The 25328-nt window shown below is 73.2% G+C and carries 26 protein-coding genes; 12 read left to right on the forward strand and 14 right to left on the reverse strand.

Annotation, left to right across the window (positions count from 1 at the left end; translation table 11 throughout):
* Nucleotides 1-104: 104 nt before the first annotated feature.
* Entirely contained in the window at nucleotides 105-950 is an 846-nt protein-coding gene (locus ACFVXH_RS04110; RefSeq protein ID WP_117492631.1) for a TIM barrel protein, read from the reverse strand.
* Between the two features lie 272 nt (nucleotides 951-1222).
* On the opposite strand from ACFVXH_RS04110, the gene ACFVXH_RS04115 reads away from it, so the two are divergent.
* The 7 genes from ACFVXH_RS04115 (at nucleotide 1223) to ACFVXH_RS04145 (ending at nucleotide 7337) form a co-directional block, all read left to right on the forward strand.
* Nucleotides 1223-1477, forward strand: coding sequence for a thiamine-binding protein (locus ACFVXH_RS04115; RefSeq protein ID WP_063780213.1), 255 nt, complete (start codon nucleotides 1223-1225; stop codon nucleotides 1475-1477).
* Nucleotides 1474-1854, forward strand: coding sequence for a helix-turn-helix domain-containing protein (locus ACFVXH_RS04120; RefSeq protein WP_049653753.1), 381 nt, complete (start codon nucleotides 1474-1476; stop codon nucleotides 1852-1854). The genes ACFVXH_RS04115 and ACFVXH_RS04120 overlap by 4 nt, the downstream gene beginning before the upstream one ends.
* 248 nt (nucleotides 1855-2102) lie before the next feature.
* The gene (gene uraD, locus ACFVXH_RS04125) at nucleotides 2103-2606 is read left to right on the forward strand and encodes a 2-oxo-4-hydroxy-4-carboxy-5-ureidoimidazoline decarboxylase (protein ID WP_053112152.1); all 504 of its coding nucleotides are present in this window, start codon (nucleotides 2103-2105) and stop codon (nucleotides 2604-2606) included.
* A 105-nt stretch (nucleotides 2607-2711) separates the two neighbouring features.
* On the forward strand, nucleotides 2712-3047 hold the full coding sequence (gene uraH, locus ACFVXH_RS04130; protein ID WP_049653752.1) for a hydroxyisourate hydrolase: 336 nt from the start codon (nucleotides 2712-2714) through the stop codon (nucleotides 3045-3047).
* Nucleotides 3048-3079: 32 nt separating this feature from the next.
* Complete coding sequence (gene pucL, locus ACFVXH_RS04135; RefSeq protein WP_074004302.1) at nucleotides 3080-4000, forward strand: factor-independent urate hydroxylase; 921 nt, start codon at nucleotides 3080-3082, stop codon at nucleotides 3998-4000.
* Between the two features lie 333 nt (nucleotides 4001-4333).
* Nucleotides 4334-5884, forward strand: coding sequence for a nucleobase:cation symporter-2 family protein (locus tag ACFVXH_RS04140; RefSeq protein WP_387820062.1), 1551 nt, complete (start codon nucleotides 4334-4336; stop codon nucleotides 5882-5884).
* A gap of 67 nt (nucleotides 5885-5951) precedes the next feature.
* Nucleotides 5952-7337, forward strand: coding sequence for an 8-oxoguanine deaminase (locus ACFVXH_RS04145; protein ID WP_387820064.1), 1386 nt, complete (start codon nucleotides 5952-5954; stop codon nucleotides 7335-7337).
* A 289-nt stretch (nucleotides 7338-7626) separates the two neighbouring features.
* Here the strand turns inward: ACFVXH_RS04145 and ACFVXH_RS04150 are convergent, their stop codons facing one another.
* Together ACFVXH_RS04150 and aceB are read right to left on the reverse strand one after the other, a co-directional pair.
* On the reverse strand, nucleotides 7627-8028 hold the full coding sequence (locus tag ACFVXH_RS04150) for a gamma-glutamylcyclotransferase (RefSeq protein WP_074004300.1): 402 nt from the start codon (nucleotides 8026-8028) through the stop codon (nucleotides 7627-7629).
* 133 nt (nucleotides 8029-8161) lie between these two features.
* Entirely contained in the window at nucleotides 8162-9814 is a 1653-nt protein-coding gene (aceB, locus tag ACFVXH_RS04155; protein WP_387820066.1) for a malate synthase A, read from the reverse strand.
* A 202-nt stretch (nucleotides 9815-10016) separates the two neighbouring features.
* Here aceB and ACFVXH_RS04160 point away from each other — a divergent pair, with 202 nt between their 5' ends.
* Both ACFVXH_RS04160 and ACFVXH_RS04165 read left to right on the forward strand, forming a co-directional pair.
* Nucleotides 10017-10814 carry an IclR family transcriptional regulator gene (locus tag ACFVXH_RS04160; RefSeq protein WP_380738594.1) on the forward strand — a complete coding sequence of 266 codons (798 nt, stop codon included), beginning with the start codon at nucleotides 10017-10019 and terminating at the stop codon, nucleotides 10812-10814.
* A gap of 174 nt (nucleotides 10815-10988) precedes the next feature.
* Nucleotides 10989-11771, forward strand: a complete 783-nt coding sequence (locus ACFVXH_RS04165; RefSeq protein WP_387820068.1) for a hypothetical protein — start codon at nucleotides 10989-10991, stop codon at nucleotides 11769-11771.
* Between the two features lie 138 nt (nucleotides 11772-11909).
* Here ACFVXH_RS04165 and ACFVXH_RS04170 read toward each other — a convergent pair whose 3' ends face one another.
* Nucleotides 11910-13208, reverse strand: coding sequence for an esterase/lipase family protein (locus ACFVXH_RS04170; RefSeq protein ID WP_387820070.1), 1299 nt, complete (start codon nucleotides 13206-13208; stop codon nucleotides 11910-11912).
* 210 nt (nucleotides 13209-13418) lie between these two features.
* Here ACFVXH_RS04170 and ACFVXH_RS04175 point away from each other — a divergent pair, with 210 nt between their 5' ends.
* Nucleotides 13419-13748, forward strand: a complete 330-nt coding sequence (locus ACFVXH_RS04175; protein ID WP_049658181.1) for a MoaF N-terminal domain-containing protein — start codon at nucleotides 13419-13421, stop codon at nucleotides 13746-13748.
* 147 nt (nucleotides 13749-13895) lie between these two features.
* Here the strand turns inward: ACFVXH_RS04175 and ACFVXH_RS04180 are convergent, their stop codons facing one another.
* Together ACFVXH_RS04180 and ACFVXH_RS04185 are read right to left on the reverse strand one after the other, a co-directional pair.
* Nucleotides 13896-15038 carry an esterase family protein gene (locus ACFVXH_RS04180; RefSeq protein ID WP_049658183.1) on the reverse strand — a complete coding sequence of 381 codons (1143 nt, stop codon included), beginning with the start codon at nucleotides 15036-15038 and terminating at the stop codon, nucleotides 13896-13898.
* Nucleotides 15039-15299: 261 nt separating this feature from the next.
* Nucleotides 15300-15920 (reverse strand): TetR family transcriptional regulator, encoded by a 621-nt coding sequence (locus ACFVXH_RS04185; protein ID WP_387820073.1) that lies wholly within the window; start codon nucleotides 15918-15920, stop codon nucleotides 15300-15302.
* A gap of 137 nt (nucleotides 15921-16057) precedes the next feature.
* Between ACFVXH_RS04185 and ACFVXH_RS04190 the strand changes: the two genes are divergently transcribed.
* Nucleotides 16058-16822 carry an SDR family NAD(P)-dependent oxidoreductase gene (locus tag ACFVXH_RS04190; protein WP_117492648.1) on the forward strand — a complete coding sequence of 255 codons (765 nt, stop codon included), beginning with the start codon at nucleotides 16058-16060 and terminating at the stop codon, nucleotides 16820-16822.
* A gap of 132 nt (nucleotides 16823-16954) precedes the next feature.
* Here the strand turns inward: ACFVXH_RS04190 and ACFVXH_RS04195 are convergent, their stop codons facing one another.
* The 6 genes from ACFVXH_RS04195 to ACFVXH_RS04220 all read right to left on the reverse strand — a co-directional run bounded on the left by ACFVXH_RS04195 (nucleotide 16955) and on the right by ACFVXH_RS04220 (nucleotide 21631).
* Nucleotides 16955-17446, reverse strand: a complete 492-nt coding sequence (locus tag ACFVXH_RS04195) for a GNAT family N-acetyltransferase (protein WP_387820075.1) — start codon at nucleotides 17444-17446, stop codon at nucleotides 16955-16957.
* A gap of 127 nt (nucleotides 17447-17573) precedes the next feature.
* Nucleotides 17574-18518 (reverse strand): phosphotriesterase, encoded by a 945-nt coding sequence (locus tag ACFVXH_RS04200; RefSeq protein ID WP_387820077.1) that lies wholly within the window; start codon nucleotides 18516-18518, stop codon nucleotides 17574-17576.
* Entirely contained in the window at nucleotides 18515-19042 is a 528-nt protein-coding gene (locus ACFVXH_RS04205) for a carboxymuconolactone decarboxylase family protein (RefSeq protein ID WP_387820079.1), read from the reverse strand. The genes ACFVXH_RS04200 and ACFVXH_RS04205 overlap by 4 nt, the downstream gene beginning before the upstream one ends.
* Before the next feature lie 17 nt (nucleotides 19043-19059).
* Nucleotides 19060-19653: a DUF4865 family protein gene (locus tag ACFVXH_RS04210; protein WP_375873433.1), complete on the reverse strand. Its 594-nt coding sequence runs from the start codon at nucleotides 19651-19653 to the stop codon at nucleotides 19060-19062.
* Between the two features lie 122 nt (nucleotides 19654-19775).
* Nucleotides 19776-20342: a TetR/AcrR family transcriptional regulator gene (locus ACFVXH_RS04215; protein WP_375873432.1), complete on the reverse strand. Its 567-nt coding sequence runs from the start codon at nucleotides 20340-20342 to the stop codon at nucleotides 19776-19778.
* A gap of 269 nt (nucleotides 20343-20611) precedes the next feature.
* Entirely contained in the window at nucleotides 20612-21631 is a 1020-nt protein-coding gene (locus ACFVXH_RS04220) for an LLM class flavin-dependent oxidoreductase (RefSeq protein WP_375873431.1), read from the reverse strand.
* A gap of 493 nt (nucleotides 21632-22124) precedes the next feature.
* Between ACFVXH_RS04220 and ACFVXH_RS04225 the strand changes: the two genes are divergently transcribed.
* Complete coding sequence (locus tag ACFVXH_RS04225) at nucleotides 22125-23117, forward strand: aldo/keto reductase (protein ID WP_049652191.1); 993 nt, start codon at nucleotides 22125-22127, stop codon at nucleotides 23115-23117.
* A gap of 138 nt (nucleotides 23118-23255) precedes the next feature.
* On the opposite strand, the gene ACFVXH_RS04230 is transcribed toward ACFVXH_RS04225, so the two are convergent.
* Both ACFVXH_RS04230 and ACFVXH_RS04235 read right to left on the reverse strand, forming a co-directional pair.
* Nucleotides 23256-24344 carry an LLM class flavin-dependent oxidoreductase gene (locus ACFVXH_RS04230; RefSeq protein WP_387820082.1) on the reverse strand — a complete coding sequence of 363 codons (1089 nt, stop codon included), beginning with the start codon at nucleotides 24342-24344 and terminating at the stop codon, nucleotides 23256-23258.
* A 3-nt stretch (nucleotides 24345-24347) separates the two neighbouring features.
* Nucleotides 24348-25253: an ABC transporter substrate-binding protein gene (locus tag ACFVXH_RS04235; protein WP_387820084.1), complete on the reverse strand. Its 906-nt coding sequence runs from the start codon at nucleotides 25251-25253 to the stop codon at nucleotides 24348-24350.
* Nucleotides 25254-25328 lie beyond the last annotated feature (75 nt).

A 25328-nucleotide genomic window follows, 5' to 3' on the forward strand; every position in this document is an offset into this window, starting at 1 on the left:
GTCGAGTTCCTTACGTGTGCGGGTGGGAGGTCGGGTGGGTCGGCGGTGCGCTGCCCGCCGCTCGAACCGGGCACTGCTCGGCGGCGCGCCGCCGGGCGGCTCCGCTACTGGGCGGCGCGCAGCTCGCGCGGCAGCCACCCGAAGCTGTCGGCGCTGACGCCGCCGGAGGGGCGGTACTCCAGACCGATGGAGCCCGCGTAGCCCGCGGCCGTGAGCCGGGCGAACAGGTCCTCGAAGTCCAGCTCGCCGGTGCCGGGCTCGTTGCGGCCCGGGGTGTCGGCGATCTGCACGTGGCCGATGCGGTCGGCGTGGGTGTCGATGACCGCCGCCAGGTCCTCGCCGTTCCTGGCCAGGTGGTACAGGTCGCAGAGGAACCTGGCGTTCCCCAGGCCGGTGGCGGCGTTGACCCGGTCGACCACCTCGACCGCGGCGGCGGCCGAGACCAGCGGGTAGTCCGGCGACTCGGCCCTGTTCAGGGCCTCGATCAGCAGGACGGCGCCGATCCCGTGCGCGGCCCGCGCGGCGAGCACCAGGTTCTCCAGCGCGAGCGCGTCCTGCTCGGCCGGGTCGACGCCCTCGACCCGGTTGCCGTACAGCGCGTTGAGCGCGGTGGCGCCGAGCGAGGCGGCGAGTTCGGCGGCGACCGGGAGGTTGGCGCGGAAGCGGTCCCGCTCGGCGGGCACCGAGACGGTTCCGCGGGCGCCCTTGCTCAGGTCGTCCAGGAGGTTGAGGCCGGTGAGCCGCACGCCGGCGTCGGTGAACGCCTTGCGCAACGCGTCCAGTTCGGCCTGCGAGGGGTCATGCTCCGCGCCGAAGGGCCACCACAGTTCGGCGGCGGTGAAGCCGGCCGCGGCGGCCGCGGCGGGGCGCTCCAGGAGCGGCAGTTCGCCGAACAGGATCGACAGGTTGACCGTGAAGCCGTGCTTGGCAGCCGCCGTCACGTCGCTCACCTCTCATCTCTCTTCCTTCATCCGCAACTTCCACGATCCGGAAGAGGGATTCTGTGTGGTGGAAGCATCTCCGGCCCGCCGAGCGGGTGTCAAGGGAGTCGCAACATTTTGTTGAAGCAGTCCCGAGGGGCCCTGCCGGGCGCCCCGAGGGCACGCCGGGGCAGTCCCGAGGGCACACCGAGGCCACACCGGCGGCGCGCCGTCCGCGGGGGCCGGACCGTTCGATCCCCCGACCCCTGCCCGCCCGCACCCCCGCTCGCTACAGTGACCCCGTGCGATTGATGGTGGAGTTCACGACAGAACCGTTCGAACTGGACACGTTCCCGGAGCACGCCGCGGCGGCTCGCCGGGTGGTCGACGACGCCGGCCTGGACGTCTCGGTCGGCCCCTTCGGCACCGGTGCCGAGGGCGGGGCCGAGCAGGTCCTCGCCGCGGTGACCAAGCTGCTCAAGGAGACCCTGGACGCCGGGGCGACCCGGATCTCGGTCCAGGTCAGCGTGCTGGGCGAGGAGGACGGTACGCCGTGACCGAGAACGTGGAACACCCGCTCGCCGCGGCGGTGAAGCCGCTGCTGGCCGCGGTCGGCGCGACGCACGTCCCGCTGGACGAGGCGAAGCCCGACGACGTGGTCCTGGAGTGGGAGGGCACCCCGGCCCTGGCCGTCCGACTGCCGCACCTGAGCAGCGCGTTGGACCGGCTGCTCGCCGAGATGACCCGGCAGTTCGACGGCCGCCCGCTGGCCGAGCTCGACCGCCTGGAGAAGCAGCGGGTCGTCGCCCTGCTGGAGGAGCGCGGCGCCTTCACCGTCCGCCACGGCGTGGAGACCGTCGCCTCCGCCCTGGGCGTCAGCCGTTTCACCGTGTACAACTACCTGAACCGCCAGGACGGCGCGAAGTCGTCCTGACACTCCGGCTCGACGCCCTCCGGGGCACGTGCGCGCCCCCGCCCCGGGGGCTTCCGAACGGGTGACCCCGCCGACACGACAGGACCGGATCGGCCTGCGGCGGGGCACACTTGGCGAATCGCACACGAAAGGGCCCGACATCGGGGCCCGGTTCAAAACGTAACCACCAACCGTTCAACAAAGTGTTGACGGCCGGGTGGGGCCGATCTAGCTTTTCCGGGTGGCACCACTCTTCAGGAGGTCCACCCGTGACCAACCACCCCCACACCCTTGACGTCCTGGCCGCGACCGATGCCGCGGCACTGGAAGGGATCCTGCTGGAGGTCTGCTCCAGCCCCCGCTGGGCCGCCGCGGTCGCCGCGGCCCGGCCCTGGTCCGACCGCGACACCCTGCTCGCCGCCAACGCGGCAGCCATGGCGTCACTGACGACCGAGGACCTGCGCGACGCGATGGCCGGCCACGCCCGGATCGGCAGGCCGACGGCCGGCGACGCCGTCTCCGAGCGCGAACAGGCCGGCATCCAGGGCGTGGACCAGGCGGTCCTCGACGCGCTGCACGAGGCCAACGCCGCCTACGAGGCCAAGTTCGGCCACGTTTTCCTGATCTGCGCGACCGGCCGCACCGCGGTCGGCATGCTCGCCGCCCTGCGCGAACGCCACCCCAACGACGCCGCCACCGAGGCGGAGATCGTCCGCGGGGAGCTGCGCAAGATCAACGACATCCGGCTCGACCGCCTGCTCGACGCTTCCTGACGCTCCGCCATATCCCGCTTTCTCTCATCCTCCTTGCCAGAAACTTCCGGCATCCACTGATGCTGACGCACCATCACTTCTGCCATCAGTAAGGTCACTTCACCCATGACTGGCATCTCCACCCACGTGCTCGACACCAGCCTCGGCCGACCGGCCGAAGGCGTCCCGGTCGAGCTCGCACTGCACACCGAGGGTGGCTGGCAGGTGCTCGGCACCTCCGCCACGGACTCCGACGGCCGGGTCAAGGACCTGCCGGCCGTGGAGGCGGGCTCGGTCGTCCGGCTGCTCTTCGACACCGGCGCGTACTCCGCGTCCACGTCCGCCGAGCCGCCGTTCTTCCCCGAGGTCTCGATCGTCTTCACGGTCGCGCCCGAACAGCACCACTACCACGTGCCGTTGCTGCTCAACCCGTTCGGATACTCGGTCTACCGCGGAAGCTAGTGGACCGACCTGGAAAGCTTAGGAGCCACGTCATGGCCCACGTGCTCGGTCAGAACCAGTACGGCAAGGCGGAGAACCGCATCGTCCGGATCCACCGCGACTCCACCCGGCACGAGATCAAGGACCTGAACGTCTCGGTCTCGCTCCGCGGCGAGTTCGAGGACGTCCACCTCACCGGGTCCAACGCCAACTGCCTTCCCACCGACACCACCAAGAACACCGTCTACGCCTTCGCCAAGGAGCACGGCATCGAGTCGGCCGAGGCGTTCGGCATCCTCCTGGCCCGCCACTTCGTCGACGACACCGAGCGCGGCGTCGTGCACAGCGCCCGGATCCGGATCGAGGAGTACTCCTGGGACCGGATCCGGACGCCGGACAGCTCGGCCCGCTTCATCGGCTCGGAGGAGGTCGGCCACTCCTTCGTCCGCAACGGCCAGGAGGTCCGCACCAGCGAGATCGTCTACGACGGGGAGTCCGTCCAGGTCATATCCGGCCTGAAGGACCTGGTCGTCATGAACTCCACCAACTCGGAGTTCTGGGGCTACATCAAGGACGGCTACACCACCCTCCAGGAAGCGTACGACCGCATCCTCGCCACCCAGGTCACCGCCCGCTGGAAGTTCGGCTACAGCGGCCGGGACGGCGAGGCCCAGCCCAACTGGAACCGCTCCTACACCCACGTGAAGCGGCACCTGCTGGAGGCGTTCGCCGAGACCTACTCCTACTCGCTGCAGCAGACCCTGCACGCGATGGGAACCCGGGTCCTCAACAACCGCGCCGAGGTGGACGAGGTCCGCCTCGAACTGCCGAACAAGCACCACTTCCTGGTCGACCTGGAGCCGTTCGGCCTCAAGAACGAGAACGAGGTCTACTTCGCCGCCGACCGCATGTACGGCCTGATCGAGGGCACCGTGCACCGCGAGGGCGTCGTCCCGGTCATCCCGGTCGCCTGACCTCCCCCACCCTCGGCACCCTCAGCACCCGCACCACCAGGTGGACGCCGCCCGGAATCGCCGCATCCCCCGGTCCCCACGGGCCGGACGGCCGGGCGGGCCGCCCCACCGGCCCCATCACCAGGCACCACCCGCACCAGTTAGTTCTTCTCCACCTCCACCCCCACCCACCGGAGTTCGTGTCTGCCTCGCGGCGGCCGGCCCGGGGCACTGGAGAGCCCGGCCGAGGGATCCTTGCACCGCCGTCCCGCCCCCGGTCGTACCAGCACCAGCACCAGCCGCACTCCAGCGCCACGGGCGCGCCGGGAGCCACGGGCACAAGAGGGGCTCGACATGGCACCCAGCAACACCACCAGTACAGACGGCGGTTCCACCCCGGAGAGAACGCAGGACCCGGACGGCACGGACGGCACGCCGGCGAACCGCACCGGCAAGCCGCCCCGGCCCGGAACCCATCCCGTGGACGAGTTGCTGCCCCCGGTGAAGCTGTTCTCCACCGGACTCCAGCACGTCGCCGCGATGTACGCGGGGGTCGTCGCACCCCCGCTCATCGTCGGCGCCGGCGTCGGGCTCTCCCCCGCCGAACTCGCCCTGCTCATCTCGGCCAGCCTGTTCACCGCCGGACTGGCCACCCTCCTCCAGACCCTCGGCATCTGGAAGATCGGCGCGCGGCTGCCGTTCGTGAACGGCGTCTCCTTCGCGGGGGTCGCGCCCATGATCGCCATCGCCAAGGGCTCCATCGAGAAGACGGGAGGACCGAAGGAGGCCCTCCCGGTGATCTTCGGAGCGGTGATCGTCGCGGGGCTCCTGTGCTTCCTCGCGGCACCGTACTTCTGCAAGCTCATCCGGTTCTTCCCCCCGGTCGTCCAGGGCACCGTGATCACCCTCATCGGGGTGTCCCTGCTCCCGGTGGCGGTCAACTGGGCGCGCGGCGGTTCGCCGGGCGCCCCCGGGTACGGCTCCATGCGGGCCGTCGGCCTCGCCGCGATCACCCTCGTCGCGGTGGTGCTCTGCAACCGGCTGCTGCGCGGGTTCTGGCAGCAGCTGTCCCTGCTCATCGGCCTGGCGTTCGGCACCCTGATCGCCTTCCCGCTGGGGCTCGCCGACTTCGGCGCGGTCAAGGACGCGAAGGTCTTCTCGCTCCCCTCCCCGTTCCACTTCGGCGCGCCCGTGTTCGACGCCGCCGCGATCGTCTCGATGTGCATCGTCATGGTGGTCGCGATGACCGAGTCCACCGCCGACATGCTCGCCCTCGGCAGGATCGTCGACCGCGAGGCGGACGAACCCACCCTCGCCGCCGGCCTGCGGGCCGACGGCCTGGCCACCGCGCTCAGCCCCGTCTTCAACGGCTTCGCCGCCAGCGCCTTCGCCCAGAACATCGGGCTGGTGGCGCTGACGAAGATCCGCAGCCGCTTCGTGGTCGCGGCCGGCGGAGGCATCCTGGTCCTGCTGGGGCTGTTCCCCGTGCTGGGCTCGGTCGTCTCCCTGGTGCCGCAGCCCGTCCTCGGCGGCGCCGGGATCGTGCTCTTCGGCACGGTCGCGGCCAGCGGCATCCGCACCCTCGCGGAGGCCGGCATGGAGTCCGGCTCGAACACCATCCTGGTGTCCGTCTCGCTCGGGGTCGGCATCGTCCCGATCGCCGCGCCGACGTTCTACGACTCCTTCCCGGAGGCCGCCCGGACCCTGCTGCACTCGGGGATATCGGCCGGCTGCGTGGTGGCCGTCCTGCTCAACCTGCTCTTCCACCACGTCGGGGCCGCCCGTCGCTCCAGGCCCGGCCAGGGCTCCGACGCGACGGTGCCGGCGGCTCCGACCGCTCCCGCGGTGCCGTCGGTGCCGTCGATGCCGACAGGTCCCACGGTTCCGACGGCGACGCCGTCCTGACCGGCCCCGGGAGGGGCGCGCACCACGGTGCGCACCCCTCCCGGCCCTCCCCCCTAGGAGTCACGCCATGGCAGTCCAGCCCCCGCCCACCGACCAGCGGACCGTGATCGAGAACGTCGCGATCGCCACCGTGGACGCGAACGACACCGAGTACGCCCGCGGCCACGTGGTCCTCCTCGGCAACACCATCGAGGCGGTGGGCGACGGCCCCGCCCCCGCGTGGCTGGACAACGTGGTGCGCCGGATCAACGGCGAGGGCCACCTGGCCGCCCCCGGCCTGGTCAACACCCACCACCACTTCTACCAGTGGATCACCCGCGGCCTGGCCCAGGACGACATCCTGTTCGACTGGCTGGTCGCCCTCTACCCGACCTGGGCGCGGATCGACGAGCGGCTCGTGCACGCCGCGAGCCAGGGCTCCGCCGCCGCGCTGCTCAAGTCCGGCTGCACCACCGCCTCGGACCACCACTACGTCTTCCCGAAGGACGGCGGCGACATCCTCGGCGCCTCCATCGAGGCCGTCCAGGAGCTCGGCCTGCGCTTCACCGCGCTGCGCGGCTCGATGGACCGCTCGAAGAAGGACGGCGGGCTGCCGCCGGACCACGCGGTCGAGGAGCTGGACGACATCCTGGCCGCCTCCGAGAGCGCCGTGGACCGCTACCACGACTCCTCCTTCGGCTCGATGCTGCACATCGCCCTCGCGCCCTGTTCCCCCTTCTCCGTCTCCACCGACCTGCTCCGGCAGTCCGCCGAACTCGCCCGCCGCAAGGGCGTCCGGCTGCACACCCACGGCTCGGAGACGGCCGAGGAGGAGGCGTTCTGCAAGGAGCTGTTCGGCATGGGGCCGACCGACTACTTCGAGTCGGTGGGCTGGCTCGGCGAGGACGTCTGGATGGCGCACTGCGTGCACATGAACGACTCCGACATCGCCAAGTTCGCCGAGACCGGCACCGGCGTCGCCCACTGCCCGTCCTCCAACGCCCGCCTGGCGGCCGGGATCGCGCGGGTGCCCGACATGCTCCGGGCCGGCGTCCCGGTCGGGCTCGGGGTGGACGGCACCGCCTCCAACGAGTCCGGCGAGCTCGGTACGGAGCTGCGCAACGCCCTGCTGATCAACCGGTTGCACGGCTCCCCCGCCGCGCTGACCGGGCGGCAGGCGCTGCGCCTGGGCACCATGGGCGGCGCCCGGGTGCTCGGCCGGCAGGACGAGATCGGCTCGATCGAGGTCGGCAAGCTCGCCGACCTGGCGCTGTGGAAGATCGACGGGGTCATGCACTCGTCCATCGCCGACCCGGTCGCCGCGCTCACCTTCGGCGCGCTGCCGCCACTGTCGGTGCTGTTCGTCAACGGCAACGCGGTGGTCGAGAAGGGGCAGCTGACCACCGTCAACGAGGACCGGATCGCACGCGACTGCGCCCGCGCCGCCCGCGAGCTGGCGGCGCGTCCGGTCTAGGGCCGGTCCGGTCTGAGTCGGTCCGGTCTAGCGCCGGTTCGGTCCGGTCCGGGGCCGGTTCGACGCCCACCCCGTACTCCGGGGGCGCCCAGGGACGGTGCGCCCCCGGGCTCCGCGCACCTCGGGGCGACGGACGGACGACAGTGGCAGACAGATGACAGCTGACAACTTTCGTCATCTGTTATCTGTCAGCTGTTCTCTGTCGTCCGTTCGCCGTCATCGGTGCGCGGACCGCAGCCCCGGACCCACGGCGAGGGTCCGGGGCTGCCGGCGCACCCGGTGGCAGCCGTCAGGCCGTGCGCCCGATCGACGCCAGGTAGGCGCGCCAGCCGCCGTGGTGGGTGATCTCCCGGTGGACGCCGCGCTCCAGCTCGCCCCGGGAGAGCAGCATGGACAGGCACGCGGAGCCGTCCTCCAGCTCGATGACGCCCAGTTCCAGCTCCCGCGGCTCCCCCGGCAGGATGACGTCCCGCAGCCGCTCCAGGGGGATGTCGTACAGCTCGCCCTCGATGGCGGTGTCCGCCTCCGGGTCGGCCAGCAGTCCCGGGCAGACGTCCGTGCCGCCGCTGTGGTCGATGGAGAAGAAGCGGTAACCGGGGGCGGTCCTGGCCGGCCCGATCAGCGAGTCGGCGACCTTCGCGTGGAAGGGACCGCCGACCATTGCCTGGCCGTTGAAGAACATGCGCGCCATGGGTGAACTCCTTACGTGGACAAGACCGTTCCGTACGGCGACGAGAGGACGGGTGGGATTCGTCGCCGTACGGAACGGAGTGGTGGACCGCCGGCGCACCGCAGCCGGGCAGGCTCCGGCGGGCAGGTCGGGATCAGCCCAGCAGCGGGAGCGCGGGGAGGGTCAGAAAGTCCACGAACTCCTCGGCCAGGGCGACCTGTTCGAAGAGCCGGGCGGCCTCCGGCCAGCGGCCGGCGCCGTAGGCCTCCTCGCCCAGCTCGGCGAGGAGTTCGGCCAGCTCCGCGGCGACCAGGGAGCGGACCAGGTCGGCGGTGGCCTTCTCGCCGGTGTCGGAGAGCACGACCCCGTTGTGGATCCACTGCCAGATCTGCGAGCGGGAGATCTCGGCGGTGGCGGCGTCCTCCATCATGTTGAAGATGCCGACGGCCCCGAGCCCGCGCAGCCAGGCCTCGATGTAGCGGATGCCGACCTGGACGGCGTTGTGCAGCCCCGCGCGGGTGCAGGTGCCGCCGGCTCCGGCGATGTCGAGGAGCTGGGCGGCGGTCACCGGCTCGGCCGGGCCGGGGTTGTCCTTCTGGTGGGGCCGCTCGCCGAGCACCGAGTCGAAGGAGGCCCGGGCGACCGGCACCAGGTCGGGGTGGGCGACCCAGGAGCCGTCGAAGCCGTTCCCGGCCTCGCGGTCCTTGTCCGCCTTGACCTTCTCCAGCGCGGCCGCGTTGACCTCCGGGTCGCGGCGGCTCGGGATGAACGCGGCCATGCCGCCGATCGCGTGGGCGCCGCGCCGGTGGCAGGTCCGCACCAGCAGCCGGGTGTAGGCGGCCATGAACGGCGAGGCCATGGTGACGGTGTTGCGGTCCGGCAGGATGTAGTGCTCGCCGGCGTCGCGGAAGTTCTTGACGATCGAGAACAGGTAGTCCCAGCGCCCGGCGTTGAGGCCGGCCGCGTGGTCGCGCAGCTCGTAGAGGATCTCGTCCATCTCGAACGCGGCGGTGATGGTCTCGATCAGCACGGTCGCCCGGATCGTGCCGTGCGGGATGCCGAGGCCGGCCTGGGCGTGGGTGAACACGTCGTTCCACAGCCGGGCCTCGAGGTGGCTCTCGGTCTTCGGCAGGTAGAAGTACGGGCCGGAGTTGGGGTCCTCGGCGCCCTTGGCCAGCAGCCGGGCGGCGTTGTGGAAGAAGTAGAGGCCGAAGTCGACGAACGCGCCGGCCACCGGGGTGCCGTCGACCAGCAGGTGGTTCTCGTCCAGGTGCCAGCCGCGGGGGCGGACCACGACGGTGGCGAGTTCGGCGGCGGGCTTGAGGGTGTACGCCTTGCCGGCCGCGCCGGTGAAGTCGATCCGGCCCTCGAAGGCGTCGGTCAGGTTGACCTGGCCGCCGACCACGTTCTCCCAGGTCGGGGCGGAGGCGTCCTCGAAGTCCGCGAGCCAGATCCGCGCCCCGGAGTTGAGCGCGTTGACGACCATCTTGCGGTCGGTCGGCCCGGTGATCTCGACCCGGCGGTCCCGGAGGGCGCGGGGCGCCTCGGCGACCTTCCAGTCCCCGGCCCGGATGTCGGCGGTGTCGGGGCGGAAGTCCAGCGTGCCGGTGGCGGCGATCTCGGCGCGGCGGGCCTTCCGCCCGGCCAGCAGCTCCTGTCGGCGCCCCTCGAAGGCCTGATGGAGCCCGGCGACGAAGGCGAGCGCCTCCGGAGTGAGCACCTCCTCCGCCCGGGGGACGCGAGGACCGGCGACAGTGACGACCGGAGCGGCGGGCGAGGCGCCGACGGGCCCCTGATCTGCAGCCATGAGCAGGACACTCCTAAGACGGTTGAGCCTGGCGGAGGGAGCTCCGGTGGGAACTTCCTCAGGGAACTTCCTCGATCGGTACCCGCCTGTCGGCGAGTTCGATTCTGTAAGGTGGAGACTAGTTTCCGCGATACAGAATTTCAACGGTTTGTTGAAGAGATCGCCGGGACTCTACTCCTCCCCGACAGTGAAGGAAACGCCGGTGGTTGCGACCCCCGACCCAGCATCGACGACAGGCGCCGACCGCGCGGGCGGCGGCGTGCAGTCCGTCGAACGCGCCTTCCAACTCCTGGAGGCGCTGGCCGACTCCGGCGGCGTGGCCACCCTCAGCGAGCTCTCCACCACGTCCGGCCTCCCGATGCCGACCATCCACCGGTTGGTTCGTACCCTCGTGCAGCAGGGCTATGTCCGCCAGGACACCGCGCGCCGCTACACCCTCGGCCCCCGGCTGATCCGGCTCGGCGAGACGGCCGGCCGGCTGCTCGGCAGCTGGGCCCGCCCGTACCTGGCCGAGCTCATGGAGGCCACCGGCGAGACCGCCAACCTGGCGGTGCTGGAGGGCGGCGAGGTGGTGTACGTCGGCCAGGTGCAGTCGCGCCGCTCGATGCGGATGTTCACCGAGGTCGGCCGACGGGTGCAGCCGCACTGCACCGGCGTCGGCAAGGCGCTGCTCGCCCAGCTGCCGGAGGACGAGGCCCGCGCCGTGCTCGGCCCCAACCCGCTGCCCGCGCACACCGAGTACACGGTCACCGACCCGCAGGAGCTGATGCGCCAGCTCGCCGAGGCGCGCGAGCGCGGCTACGTGGTCGACGACCAGGAGCAGGAGATCGGCGTCCGCTGCATCGCGCTCGCCGTCCCGGGCGCGCCGACGCCCACCGCGCTCTCGGTCTCCGGCCCGGAGGCCCGCATCCGGGCCCTGGAGGAACAGGCCGGAGCCGCCTCGCTGGTGCCGGTGATGCACCAGATCGCGAGCCGGCTGGGCCAGGTCCTCGCTCCCTGACGGAACGTCAACCACCCTTGCCCGCCGACCCGGTTGGCACGGCGTGCCGCGTCATCCGTTCGGGCGGACGACGGGCGGGTTGCCGCCCGGCTCCGGCAGTGGCTCCGCCACCCTGGTGCCGACGCGGCCCGCAACGGCGCGGGCGGCCGGGACGCGAGGGCAGGGTGAGCGGGGATGGAGCAGCAGCACCGGGACGCATGGGAGGGCGCGCGGGGCGGTGGGGTCCGGGGAGGTGAGGTCCGGACCGATGGCGTACGGGCCGGTGGCGTACGGCGCGCCGCGAGGGGCCGGGGGTTCGGCGGGGCCGGGCTGGTCGCGGCCGTGGCGGCGGGGTGCGCGGTGACGGTACTGGCCACCGACCCGGTCTGGGCGCTGCGGCGGCCCGAGCCCCGGCCCGCCGTGGAGGTCGTCGCGGCCGGTCCGCCCTCGCCGTCCACCCTGCCCGCACCGGCGACGCCCACCGCCTCGACCCTGCCGGCCCCGGCCAAGCCCGGAGCCGGGCCCGGGGCCGGGTCCACCGCCGGGTCCGGGACGGCCGAGGCCGCCGCGCGACCGTCCGACTCCGACCTGGAGGTGGTCCGGATCGACCCGGACGCGGCCGCGCCCGGCGGCACCACCACCATCCACGCCTTCGTCGGCAACGGCGGCCCGGATACCACCGCCTCCCCGTTCACGGTCGCGATCACCCTGCCGGAGGGCGTCAGCCCGGAGGGCCCGTTCTTCCCGTCCACCTGCCAGGTGGTGAGCCGTGGCCGCGTCGTGCGGTGCGTGTTCGCGCCCGGGCTGCGGGAGGGGCGCAGCGCGACCGCCCTCATCCCGGTCCGGCTCGCCCCGGACCTGCCGGAGGGCAGGCTGAGCGGCGGCTCGGTCGCGGTGCGCAGCGCGGACGACCGGTACGAGGGCAACAACCGGCAGCCGTTCGACATCACGGTGGCCGGGACGGCCGCCGGTTCCTGAGCCGCGTAGGCCGCGCGGTCCCGTCGGCGGGGTCGGCCCTGCCGACGGGACCGTCCTGCTGGTGGCGGGCGGGGCGCCGCACCCGCCGAGGTGCCGACCAACAGCCCCGTGCGGCAGCCGAGTTGACCGGCTTGAGGCTCAGCCCAGCCAGGCGTTGACCTGGCTCGCCGCGTCCGGTGCCCAGGCGAGCTCCAGGTGGTTCAGGCCGCCGAGCAGCCGGGTGCCGCCGACCGTCGCGATGCCGGTGGTGTCCAGCGCGCTCGCGGTGAAGACCAGCCCGTCGCTCGGCCCGCGGCCCTCGTTGAGCACACCCGGGATGTCGGCGGACCCGCCCGCCAGCAGGTAGGTGCGCACCGCGGCCGGGATGCCGGCCTGCCGGAGCGGGGCGATCAGCGAGCCCGCGTCGATCGCCGCCTGGATGCCCTGGCCGGAGGTGTAGAAGCCCTGGCCGCCGTAGTAGGTGGTCCACCAGTCCTGCGCACTGCTGTCCACCCCGTAGGTGCCGTCCCAGCGGGCGAGCAGCTGGCGCTGGCCCGGGTAGCAGTCGTAGCCGCCGCTCGGCAGCACCCCGAGGCAGGGCTGCGCGGTGTACGTGCCGTAGCAGGTCATGGAGAGGTGCGGGGACGGCGCGTTGGCGGTGCCGCCGCAGGCGGGCCAGGTCACCAGGTCGAAGTCCCAGCCGTGCGCGTACACGTAGTCGAGCCCGCCGTGCGGCCCGCCCAGCGTGACCAGCCGGCGCACGTCGCCCGCGTACGCCCTCCCCCAGGAGGGCTTCACCGAGGACACGTACGCCCGGGCGGCGACCTCGCCCTTGCTCCAGGCCACCACGTCGACCTGGGGGACCCCGAGCCGGGCCCGGATCAGCGCGACCGCGTCGCCGACCGCCTGCGCCTGGAGCAGGTTGTCGCCGTGCTTGTGGGCGAAGCCGATCGCGAAGACCCGGTGGCCGGTGCCGGCCAGGTACTGGGCGAGCCCGGTGGACGGGCAGTTCGCGGCACCGCAGGCGCCGCTCTCCCCCGGGTTCGCCCAGGCCCGGTCGGCGTTGTCGTTGGCGCCGTGGACCAGCAGGACGGGGGTGGCCTGGGCGCCGGTGTCCCAGCCCGCGGCGGAGTAGAGCAGGAACCGGGCGGAGGAGGGCCGACCGGTGCCGAAGTACGTCCGGCGGGCGCCGTCCTGGTCGCCGCGCCCGTCGGCGGGGAACTGCTCGGCGCCGAAGCCGGGGGTGGTGTCGAGGTAGCGCTCGACCTTGGCCCAGCCGTTGCCGGGGGCGGGGAAGGTCGCTTCCAGGGTGAGGGGGGCGGCGGCCACGGCCCGGGCCGTAGCCGCCTGCGCGGCGGTGGGGGTGCCGAGCAGGGCGGCGGCGAGGGTCAGGAGCACGGCGGCGAGGGCGGTGGGGACGCGTCTCGCGGGGCCGGGGCGTGTGGGGGTACGTCTCATGGCCGGACGCTAGGGCCGGCGCGCGGCCCTGCCCATGTGCCGGTCGCACACCCGGGCCGCCGCGTGGTGGCGGACCGTACCGTGGCCTTTGCCTGACCGAGTGCGCCCGGTCGGATAAATTGGAAGCCTGACATCATCCGCCGTGCACAAGAGCGGCGAGCCCGACCGGGTGCTCGCCACGACCTGACAGAGACGAGGACCCGCCCCACCATGACCGCGCCCCTGCCCGCCTTCGCCGGCCGCACCTACCTCTTCCGGGTCGACAACGGCGCGGCCTTCCGCAACACCTACTCGGCCGACGGCACGCGGCTGCGCTGGGAGGGCCTCGGCGAGTCCGCGGGCCAGTGGGAGGACGTGCGCCTGCACGTCGCCGAGGTCGCGCCCTCGATCTACTTCGTCAGCTGGACCGAGCAGAGCGGGATCACCGTCAGCCACGTGATGGACCTCGGCAGGCTGACCGTGCGGGCCTTCTGGACCTTCGAGGGCGAGGGCGGCCGGGTCGGCCAGCTGCACACCGGGACGCTGGAGCGGGTGGCCTGAGCGGCGGGACCGCCGTACGGGGGCCGTACGGCTCCTGAACGTCCGGGCCGACCGCATGGCCGAATGACCGAACCCCCGGTGCCATGGCTCCGGGGGTTCGGTCGTTCGGTCGTTCAGGCCCGTTCGGTCAGGCCCGGCCGGTCAGGCTCATGCCGACTGGTTCGGCACCTTGAGGTGCTGGGACAGCCACTCCAGCGAGGAGGGCAGCAGGGCGCTCCAGGTCTCGAAGTTGTGGCCGCCGTTCTCCAGCATGCTGTACGAGACCTTCATCGGGCTCTGCACCCCGTCGACGAAGGCCTCGGTCTGCTGCCGGTAGTCGCCGTCGCCCTTCTTGGTGCCGGCCAGCAGCACGGACACCTTCGGCTGCGGCAGGTTCTTCAGCCGCCACAGCAGGTTGGCCTCGTCGCGGCGCTGCTTGCTGCCGCCGAAGAGGTCGCCCGTCGTCGGGTCGTCGGCGGCGTCGTAGTAGGCGGAGAGGGCGACGGCGGTCGGGAAGACGTCCGGGTGGCGCATGGCCAGCTTGAGCGCGCAGTAGCCGCCGGTCGAGTTGCCCATGAAGGCCCAGGCCTGCGGGTCGGTGGAGACCCGGTAGCTGGCCTGGATCGCCGAGGGCACGTCCTTGGTGAAGTAGGTGTCGGACTGCGGGCCGTTCGGGACGTCCTCGCACTCGGTGTCCTGGGGCAGCGCGGGCGAGGGGCGCACCAGGACCATGACGGTCGGCTGCATCCGCCCCTCCTGCAGCAGCTTGAGCGCGGCGCCCGGGTAGTTGAAGCGGGTGATCAGGTTCTCGGCGATTCCTGGGAATCCGGTGCTGACGATCACGGCCGGGAACTGCTTCTGGGCGTACTCCGGCTGGAAGTACTGCGGGGGCAGGTAGACGTAGCCCTCGGTGGACAGCCGGCTGGCCGCGCCGTCTATCCGGACCTTGCGGATCTCGCCGGACTGGGCGGGCTCGCGGCCCATCGCGCCACCGCCCTTGACCGCGGCCTGGCCCATCGTCTCCACCATCAGCCGACCGGAGGCGTCCGCCTTGTTGTGGATGACCACCGGGCCGGTGTCGCCGGTGCCCAGCAGGTCGTCCCAACTGCTGTAGAAGGCGAAGTAGTTGTTCGCGACCAGGCCGAGCGCGGCGAGCACCGCGAGCTGGGTGGCGAGCAGCGCGCCGATCCGGCCGAGCACCGACTGCCAGGTCTTCTTCGCGAGTCTGGGCCACAGCCAGACCGTGCCGACCATCATCACGACCGCGATCAGTGCGGTCAGCGCCAGCACCTTGTGGCTCGTCAGACCCATGTCCCGCTTGCTCCCACGCCTCGAACTCCAGTCCCCTCCGCTGGGGACATCCGAGGAGGTCACCCCGGTTCCCCGGCCGGGGCGCGAGGACCAACCCTAACGCCAGCTGGGAGGAAGCTGACCGCGGCTGGGAGGTGACGGGGAGCCGGGCTGACAGATGACAACGTTCAGATAACAGATTTCGAAAGTTGTCATCTGACATCTGTCAGCGGTCGGCCGTCCTCCGTCAGCCGGAGCGGGCGGGGTGGGCTGCGCCCGGGCTCAGCCCACCCGCTCCCAGAGCCGCAGCCCCGCCGTGAGCTCGCGCATGCAGCGCGCGCCGAGGTCCTGCGGGGACCCCGGACCGGCGAGGGGCGCCTCGGAGGAGGCCCACTGCTCCAGGGCCACCCGGATCGCCGCGGTCGCGGCGGCGGCGGCCAGCCGGATCTCCAGCGGATCGGTGCCGTCCGGGCAGCGCTCGGTGAGGGCGACCCGCAGCCGCGCCTCCGAGTCGGCGTGGACCCGCTGCCAGGTGGCGTTCAGCTTCGGGTCGCGCAGCAGGCCGCGGGCCCACCCCATCATCTCCGCCCGCGCCTCGTCGGCCGGGGTCAGCGACGCGACCGCCGCGCGCTCCAGCGCCTCGCGCAGCGGCAGGTCGGCCGGGCTCGCCGCGAAGAGCTCCACCCACTCCTGCCCGCCCGACGCGAGCAGCGGGGCGACGGCGTCCTCCTTGACGGAGAAGTACCGGTAGAAGGTGCGCAGCGAGATGCCCGCGGCGAGGGCGATCTCCTCGGCGGTGGTCGCCTCGGCTCCCCGCTCGGCGAAGAGCGCGGCGGCGGTACGGGCGATCTCCAGTCGGGTGGCCTCACGGCGGCGCTGGGTCAGGGTCGGGCGTCCGGTCACAGGGCCAGCCTACGCGGACGCATGCCAAGGTGGCACGTCACGACGATCTGGCACGTCCAGCCTTTTTGGCACAACGTGCCACTCGGGCGTACCGTGGTTCCCGAGGTCGAGAGACCACGAACGAACGGAGTACCACCATGGAGCGCTTCAGCGGACGGAACGTCCTGATCACCGGCGGCGGCTCGGGCATCGGCCAGGCCACCGTGCACCGGATCCTCGCCGAGGGCGGGAAGGTCGTCGCCGTCGACGTCAACGAGGACGGCCTGAAGAAGACCCTGGACCGCGCCACCGCCGAGGGCACCGCGGACCGCCTGACCATTCAGGTCCTGGACATCTCGGACGAGGCGGCCGTCGTCGCGGGCGTCGCCGAGGCGACCGCCGGCCTGGGCGGCCTGGACGTGCTGGTCAACGCGGCCGGCATCCTCCGCTCCTCGCACACCCACGAGACCAGCCTGGAGTTCTGGAACAAGCTCCTCGCGGTGAACCTGACCGGCACCTTCCTGATGACCCGCGAGGCGCTCCCCGCGCTGCTCGCGGGCGGCCGGGGCGTGGTGGTCAACTTCAGCTCCACCTCCGCGAGCTTCGCCCACCCGTACATGGCCGCGTACGCCGCGACCAAGGGCGGCATCCAGTCCTTCACCCACGCCATCGCCTCGGAGTACTCGAAGCAGGGCCTGCGCGCGGTCTGCGTCGCGCCGGGTAGCATCGACAGCGGCATGACCCACAACCCGGGCCTGCCCGCCGACGCCGACTTCAGCCTGCTGGCCAAGCTCTCCCCCGCCCTCGGCCAGGGCTTCGCCGGCCCGGAGACGGTGGCCGGCGTGATCGCCATGCTCGCCTCCGACGACGGCGCCTTCGTCACCGGCACCGAGCTGCGCATCGACGGCGGCACCCACATGTGACCGGCTGATCGCCCCCTCGGTCCGGTCGAAGGCGGGGCCTGTGCCGTCCCCCGTACGGCGCAGGCCCCGCCTTCGCGTCGCTGTCCCTGTCGCTGTCGGAGCCGGAGCCGGGTGCGGCGGCGGTCGGTCAGGTCACCGCAGGGGCTTCCCGAGCAGGAGTTCCCGGGTGACCCCGTCGGCGAGCAGGTCGCCCGGCTCCGCGAGCGGGGCGAAGCCGTGCCGGCGGTAGAGGGCGAGCGCCGCTTCGTTGCCGGGGAGCACGGCGAGGCGCAGCGTGGTCCCGCCGGTGGCGCGGGCCCAGCGCTCGACCTCCTCGACGAGCCGGTCGGCGACGCCCCGGCCGCGCGCCCGCGGGGCGACCCAGAGCGAGCGCAACTCCCGTACCCCGTCCGGCGATCCGGGCAGGCCGCCGACGAGCCCGACCGGGTCCTCGTCCAGCAGGGCCGCGACGTGGTGGGCGCCCGGGATGCCGAGCCGGTCTCGCCAGCGCTCCTCGCCGCCCCGGTGCCAGTCGGCGAGGCCGGCCTTGCAGGCCTCCGGTGCGTCGGTCAGGGCGGCGAGGCGGAGGTCCCGCCAGAGCTGCCAGTCGGCGGTCGTGAGGGTTCGGAGCGTCAGCGTCACCATGTCCGGCACCGTAGAGGGCCCGACCGGCGGCCGTCAGTCCGTTTCCGGTACCTGCGGGCCCGCGCGCCACCGGCCCCGGCGGTTCGGCGGGGTCCGACGGCCCGGCGGGCGCCCTACGGCGGGTGCCCTACGGCGTGCGCCAGTCGGCGGCGAAGGCGGCGGCCGGATTGGCGGTGAGGAGCAGCTCGGGCAGTTCGGGGCCGTGGCTGCGGGCGAGGCGCGGGGCGAGCTCGGTGAGCAGCCGGACCGGGCCGCCGGCCGCGCGGGCGGTCCGGGTCGTGGTGTCGGCGCCGAGCAGCAGCTGGGCGGCGTGGCCCGCCTCGACCAGGTCGGCGATGACCTCGAAGGCCTGGTGGTCGCCTGCGTGGCCGGCCCGGGAGGGGCTGTCCAGCGCGAGGTACACGCCCTCGGCGGCCAGTCGGCGGTGCAGCGCACGGTCGGGGAGCCGGGTGAGGTGGCCGAGGATGACCCGGTCGGGCCGGACGCCGTGCCGGTGGCACAGCCGGTGCACGACCCCGGGCGGGGCGCCGTCGGCTTCGAGGTGGACGGCGATCGGGGCGCCGGTGGCGTGGTGGGCCTCGGCGGCGGCGGCCATCGTCCACCGGGTGTGGCGACTGTCGGGCCCCGCGTCGGCCGCGACCTTGATCAGCCCGGCCCGGACCCCCTCGGGCGCGCCGGGCAGACCGGTGGTGAGCTCGGCGACGAAACGTTCCGCCAGGTCGGCGTACGGGCCGGGGCGGTCCTCCGCCCCGGCGCCGGTGGCGGAGAAGGAGCCCGGCGCGTAGTGGACCGCCTGGTGCGCGCCGGTGGCGGCGACGATCCGCACGCCGGTCGTACGGGAGAGCGCGGCGAGCGAGTCCGCGCCCCGGCCCAGGCCGAGCGGGGTCCACTGGACGAGGGTGCGGCCGCCGGCGGCGGCGTAGGCGCGCAGGACGTCCTCGGCGGCGGCCGGGTCGTCCAGCTCCTGGCCGGGGAGCAGCGGGCTGCGGATGAAGAGGTGGTCGTGGGCGTCGGTGACGCCGAGGACGGCGGGGTCCAGGTCGCCGAGGACGGTGCGGACGGTGCGGCTCATGCCCCGGCCTCCTCGGTGACGGTCCCGGCGGCGCCCTCGGCGGCCTTGGTGGCCTTGGTGGCCTTGGTGGCCTCGGCACTCTCGGTGCTCTCGGTGCTCTCGGCGAAGGTCGCGGTGCTCTCGGCGAAGGTCGCGGTGGCGACCCGCAGGCCGGCCAGCGCCTTGGGGAGGCCGACGTACGGGGCGAGGTGGACCATGACCTCGGTGATCTCCGCCTCCGTCAGGCCGATCCGCCGGCTGTAGCGGACGTGGTCGGCGAGCTGCGGCTCGACGCCGCCGAGGGCGGTGAGGGCGGCCAGGTTGGCGATCTGGCGGTCGCGCAGGGCGAGGCCGGGGCGCTGGTAGGTGCCGCCGAAGAGGCTGGTGACGATCCAGTCGGGGAAGCCGGGGGCGAGGGCGTCCAGGCCGCCGAGGGTGGCGGCGGCGCCCGGACCGGCCAGGTCGGCGAGCAGGGCGTGGCCGGCCGCGCGGTCGAGCGGGGCCGGGGTGAGGTCGGGGCCGGCGGGGGCGGTCGCGGGGGACATCGGGGCGGTGGGTCCTTTCACCAGTGGCGGCCGGCGGGCAGCCGGTCCAGTTCGGGGCGGGACAGGTGCAGCACCTGGTACCGGACGCCGGGCGCGCCCTCGGGGGCCGGGCCGTGCCAGAGCGCGAAGCTGAGCAGCTCCCAGCGGCTCGGGTCGACGGCCACGGCGGCGGTGTACAGGTCCGGGTGCGCGGGCAGGTCGGCGAGCGCCCGCTCGACGGCCTCGGCCGGGTCGGCGCCTTCCGGCAGCCGTACGGTCGCCCGGGTGGCGGTGCTGGGCTGCTCGGTCCCCTCCCCCGCCACTGACGACGTGCCGCGGGTCAGGCCCGCGCCGAGCCAGTGCCGGACGGCGGGGCGGCCGAAGTCGGCGCTCAGGCCGCGGAAGCCCGGGCCCCAGAGGAAGCCGTTCATGCCCTCGGCGGTGCGCCAGAGGTAGAACGGCGCGTACTGGTTGACGGGCGAGCCCTGCCGACCGCGCTCACGGACCAGGTAGGCCTTGAGGCCGAGGCCCGGGTGCGCGTCGAGCAGGTGGCCCTTGTCGGCGACGCGCTTGCGGATGACACCCATGTCGTAGTCGGCGGGGAGGGTGATCTCGTACTGCATGGCGTGCACGGCGGGGCTCCTCGGGTTCTGGCCGGTCTGACGGCGGGCGTCCTGGTTTTCGGCGGGCGCGTCGGCTCTGGTCGTACGGGTTCGGCCGCGAGGGTTCGGCGGCGCGCCCGGGGCCGTGCGGGTCAGGCCGTGCGGTGTGCCGCGAGCAGGCCGAGGGCGCCGCGGACGGCCCGGTCGAACGGCTCGGCGCTGTCGGCGGCGCGGGCCAGGACGTAGCCGCCCTGGACGACGGCGACCACGGCGGCGGCCGTGTCGGCCGGGTCGAGGCCTGGGGTGAACTCGCCGTCCGCCTGGCCCTGGGCGACCAGTTCGGCGATCCGGCCGCGCAGCCAGTCGAAGGTCTCCTCGACGGGCGCGCGCAGCTGCGGGTCGGCGACGACGTCGGGGTCCTGGGCCATCCGGCCGATCCGGCAGCCGCGCAGGACGTCGCGGTCGCGGTGCAGGTAGGCGGCGATCCGGTCGTAGGCGGTGCCGGGGGCGGCGAGGTCGGCCTCGGCGACGCCCCGCATCTGCTCGGCGCTGCGGCGCAGGGCGGCGGCCGCGAGGTCGGGCTTGCCGGTGAAGTGGTGGTACATGCTGCCCTGGCCGACCCCGGAGCGCTGCTGGATGGCCTTGGGGCTGGTGCCGACGTAGCCGCGCTCCCAGAGGAGGGCCTGGGTGCTCTCGATGAGACGGTCCTGGGTGCTCATGCGAGCCACTGTACATACCAGTAGGTACAGAAGACCAGTGCTGACTCCGCCCGGGCGCCCCGGGGCGCCCGGATCCTCCTCGCGGAACGGTTGAGGGCCGTGCGCCGCCCCCCGGCGGCCACGGCCCCTCGACCGTTCGTCATCCCCCGCACCGCCGAGCGGCATTCCGGCGCGCCTGGTGGCGCGCGTCACGTCACGGACGGTGGCCGGCGTCACGCCGCGCAGGGGGTGCACGGCGCACTGCGCGGGCGGGCGCCGGACGCGGGCGACTACGGCAGCGCGCGGCGGACCTCCGGGGCCACCTCGCTCGCGAACAGCTCCAGTTGCTCGCGCTGCGCCCCCTCGGTGAGTGCGTCCACCCCGATGCCGACCACCTCGTTGCCGAAGGCCTCGTGGTAGCGGTGGATCTTCTCGATCACCTGCTGCGGACTGCCGACCAGGGCCGAACCGCGCTCCAGCGCGTCCTCCAGCGACGTGAACGGCGAGTTGTTGTGCCGGCCGGCGGCCGAGTCGAACAGCGCGTTCCAGTACGGGCGGAAGCCCTCGACCGCGTCCTGCGAGCGCTTGGCGACGTACAGTCCGCCGAAGCTCGCGCCCACCCTGGCCCGCTCCGGGTCGTGCCCGTAGTACTCCCAGCGCTCGCGGTAGTGGTCGACCAGCGCCCGGTACTTCTCCAGCGGGTGGAAGGAGTTGGCGGAGAAGAGCGGGTCGCCGTGGCGGGCCGCGAGGTCGGTGGACCGCGTGCTGGTCGCGCTGCCGTGCCACACCGGGATCGGGTCCTGGAGCGGGCGCGGCCAGACGGTGGCGTCCCGGAGCGGCGGGCGGGTCGAGCCCTCCCAGGTCACCTTCTCCTCGCGCCAGAGCCTGCGCAGCAGAGCGTAGTTCTCGGCGAGCGCCTCCCACTGGCGCTCCTCGGGAAGGCCGAACAGCCCGAAGTGGCGCGGGTCGTTGCCCTTGCCGACGATCAACTCAAGTCGGCCACCGGAGAGTTGGTCGAGCATCGCGTAGTCCTCGGCGACCCGGACCGGGTCGAGGATGCTGAGCACCGTCACCGTGGTGAACAGCCGGATGGTGGAGGTGCGGGCGGCGATCGCGCTGAGCAGCAGGGGCGGGGCCGGGGAGAGGAACGGCTCGCCGTGCCGCTCCCCCACGCCGTAGCCGTCGTAGCCGAGCCGCTCGGCGAGGACCGCCTGGTCGATGACGTTGTGGAGCTTCTGCTCCGGGGTGCGCCGGACGCCGGTGACCGGATCGGGGGCGTTGGCGACGAGGGACGAGACGGTGAACCGCACGGCGGTCTCCTTGAACGCTCGGGAGGGGCTCGGGAGGGGCTCGGGAGGGGCTCGGGAGGGGCTCGGGAGGGGCTCGGGAAGAGTCGGAGGGGCTCGGGAAGAGTCGGAGGGGCTCGAGGACGAGCCCTCGGGAAGGGGTTCGGCGCAGACCGGGCCGGGCTTGACGAGGCCGGTGGAGCCCCGGGAGCCGACGGGCCGCGGAGCACGGGGAGCCGGTACGTGGTCCGGCGCCGCACTCCCACGGGCGGGCACCGGCGGAGCGGCTGACGGGACGGGCGGCGCGCCGCTCAGGCGGCAGGGCACGCGGGTGGCGTCAGCGGACGGTGCTGCGGTGGCGGCGACAACAACAGCGGGCTGCGGCGGCGGTCACGGTCCGGACTGCCATCTCGCCTCCCCCTCGCCTCGCACGCGCACGATCCTCCGCGAGCATAGGCACCGGCCGGGGACGGGGCAAGGGCTTGATCCGCCACGGCCGACTGGCAAGATGTCCGGCATGAGCTACCTCGCCGCGGATGACCGCTATGACTCGATGACCTATCGGAAGGCCGGCCACAGCGGCGTCCAGCTGCCCGCCGTATCGCTCGGGCTCTGGCACAACTTCGGTGACGCCCAGCCGCTGGAGGTGCAGCGGGCGGTGCTCCGCCGGGCCTTCGACCGGGGCGTCACCCACTTCGACCTGGCGAACAACTACGGCCCGCCGTACGGCAGCGCCGAGCGCAACTTCGGCTACCTGTTCGCCCAGGACTTCCGGCCGTACCGGGACGAGCTGTTCATCGCCACCAAGGCCGGCTGGGACATGTGGCCCGGCCCGTACGGCAACGGCGGCAGCCGCAAGTACCTGCTGGCCAGCCTCGACCAGTCGCTGGACCGGATGGGCCTGGACTACGTCGACGTCTTCTACTCGCACCGGTACGACCCGGACACCCCGATCGAGGAGACGATGGGGGCGCTCGACAGCGCGGTGCGCTCGGGCAAGGCGCTGTACGCCGCGATCTCCAACTACCCGGCGGAGCAGCACCGGGAGGCGGTGGCGATCCTGCGCGAGCTGGGGACGCCGGTGCTGATGAACCAGTCGGCGTACTCGATCCTCAACCGGTACGTGGAGGACCACGGCGTGCTGGACGCGGTGGGCGACACCCGGACCAGCCTCATCGCGTACTCGCCGCTGGCCCAGGGGCTGCTGACCGACCGCTACCTGACCGGGGAGGTGCCGGCGGGCTCGCGGATGTCGGTCGGGAAGTTCCTCACCGAGGAGGCGCTGGCCGGGCCGAAGCTGGACCGGCTGCGGGCGCTGGCCAAGGTCGCCGAGGGGCGCGGGCAGACGCTGGCGCAGCTGGCGCTGTGCTGGGTGCTGCGGGACCCGCGGGTGGTCTCGGTGATCATCGGCGCGAGCAGCGTGGCCCAGCTGGACCAGAACCTCGACGCGCTGGCGGGCGGCCCGCTGACGGCTGAGGAGCTGGCGGAGATCGACCGGCTGAGCCGCTGAGCCGAGGCGGCGGCGGTGGAGCGGGAGGCGTTGACTGACGGCTGACGGCTGACGATCGACGGATGACAGCTGACAGATTTCGAAATCTGTCAGCTGTCATCTGTTATCTGTTCGCTGATATCTGTTACTTGTCAGCCGTCAGCTGTTCGCTGCCGGCCGCTTGACGCCCAGAGCGGGCAGAACCGTTTCTGCAACCCGGTGGGCCTCCTCCAGCAGCGGGTTGCCCGACAGGATGAAGGTGTCGACACCCAGCGCCTCGAACTCCTGCAGGCGCTCGATCACCTGGGCCGTCGAGCCGACCACCGCGGTGCCGGGGCCGGGGCGGAACAGGCTCATCCCCGGCCAGAGGTTGGGGTAGGCCTCCAGCTCGCGGGCCCGGGCCGGCACCTTGCCCCCGTGCTGGCGGAACTGCCGCTGCCAGCCGACCCCGTCCTCCCCCTTCGCCCCGCCCAGCTGGCGCGCGTAGGTGGCCTCGCTGGTGACGTCCAGCAGCCGGTCGGCGGCCGCCCAGGCCTCGTCCTCGGTGTCGCGGACGATCAGGTGCAGCCGCAGTCCGATCCGCAGGGTCCGGCCGTGGGCGGCGGCGCGCTCGCGGACCAGGTCCAGCTTCTCCTTGAGCAGGTGCGGCGGCTCGCCCCAGGTCAGGTAGACGTCCACGTGCTCGGCCGCCATCTCGATGCCGGCCGCCGAACTGCCACCGAACCAGAGCGGAATGCCGCCGGGCTGCGCCGGGGCCAGCTCGCGCAGGCTCGCGCCCGCGTTCTTCAGCTCGTAGAACTCGCCCTTGTGGTCGAAGACTTCGCCCGCCGTGAGGCGCTTGACGATCGACCAGTACTCGCCGCTGAGCCGGTAGCGGTCGTCGTGCTCGACGTCCAGGCCGTACTCGCGCAGCTGCGCGGTCGAGCCGTTCACCACGTTGAAGCGCAGTCGGCCGCCGTGCAGGTGGTCGAAGCTGAGCGCCATCTTGGCCAGCAGGGTGGGTGAGACCAGCCCCGGGTGGATGGCCAGCAGCGGCTTGAAGGCCGGGGTGGTGGCGGCGGCGAGCGCGCTGCCGAGCGTCCAGACGTCGTACAGGTCGGTCGCGAGCAGGGCGCCGGTGTAGCCCAACCGCTCCACGCTGCCCGCCAGTTGCTGGAGGTAGCGGAGGTCCACCGGGCGGCGTCCGGCCGGCTCCCAGGGGTAGTGGCCCTCGCGCGGGATGATGTACCAGAGGACTTCGGAGGCCATGGGTCAGACCGCCTTCGCGAGCGCGGCGGCCACCGGGGCCTCCAGCGCGGAGAGGTGGGCGTCGGCGACGGTCAGCTCCCGGTCGATGAAGCCCACACCGTGGAAGATGTCCGCGGCCTCCTGCTGCTCGACGACGAACCCGGCCGTGGCGGGCTCCAGTCGCCAGGGCAGTGCGACCAGCGCGGACTGCCAGTCGGCGGCCGTGCCGCCCAGGTTCTCGGCGGCGATCGCGGCGGCCTCGGCCGGGTTGGCGGCCACCCAGGCGTCCGCCCGGCGCAGCGCGGTCGCGATCGCGGCGACCACCTCGGGGCGCCCGGTCGCGAAGTCCCGACGGGTGAAGAACACCGAGCGGTCGGTGATGACGTCACCGGTGCGGACCAGTTCACGGAACTCCCCGGTGCGGCGGGCCGCGGCGAGTTCGGCGCCCTGGGCGATCCAGCCGGCGATCTCGCCGTCGCGCAGCCGCCGGGCCTGGTCCTCACCGGCCGCCGGGCGCGCCGGGGTGACATCCTCGCCGTACGAGAGCCCCTGGGCGTGCAGGGCCTTGGCGAGCAGGTGGGTCTGCCAGGAACCGACGGAGAGGACGACGGTGCCGCCCTTGAGGTCCGCCACCGTCCGCACCGGACCGGAGTCCAGCACCAGCAGGGCACCGTGGTCCGGGCGGGGCGCCGAGACCGCCGCGTAGACCAGGTCGTGGCCGGCCGCCTGGGCGGTGATCGGCGGAGTGGAACCGGTGCCGCCGAAGTCGATGACGCCCTCGGCGAGCAAGGCGCCGGTGCGGGTGCCGTCCGCGTAGTGGTGGAAGGCGCCGGTCTCGCCGAGCGGGGCCAGCTCCTCGTCCAGGTACGGGAGTCGGGCGAGGTAGTAGAGCGAGGGGTTGCTGGCGTGGACGCCGAGGGTGACGGTCATCTGGTCAACTCCGGTGGTGCGGGCCTGGCTTGTGGGAAGGCAGGCGGGATCGGGGGAAGGTCGGGGAAAGCAGGG

It is taken from the genome of Kitasatospora sp. NPDC058184 (genome assembly GCF_042883725.1).
Classification (GTDB): domain Bacteria; phylum Actinomycetota; class Actinomycetes; order Streptomycetales; family Streptomycetaceae; genus Kitasatospora.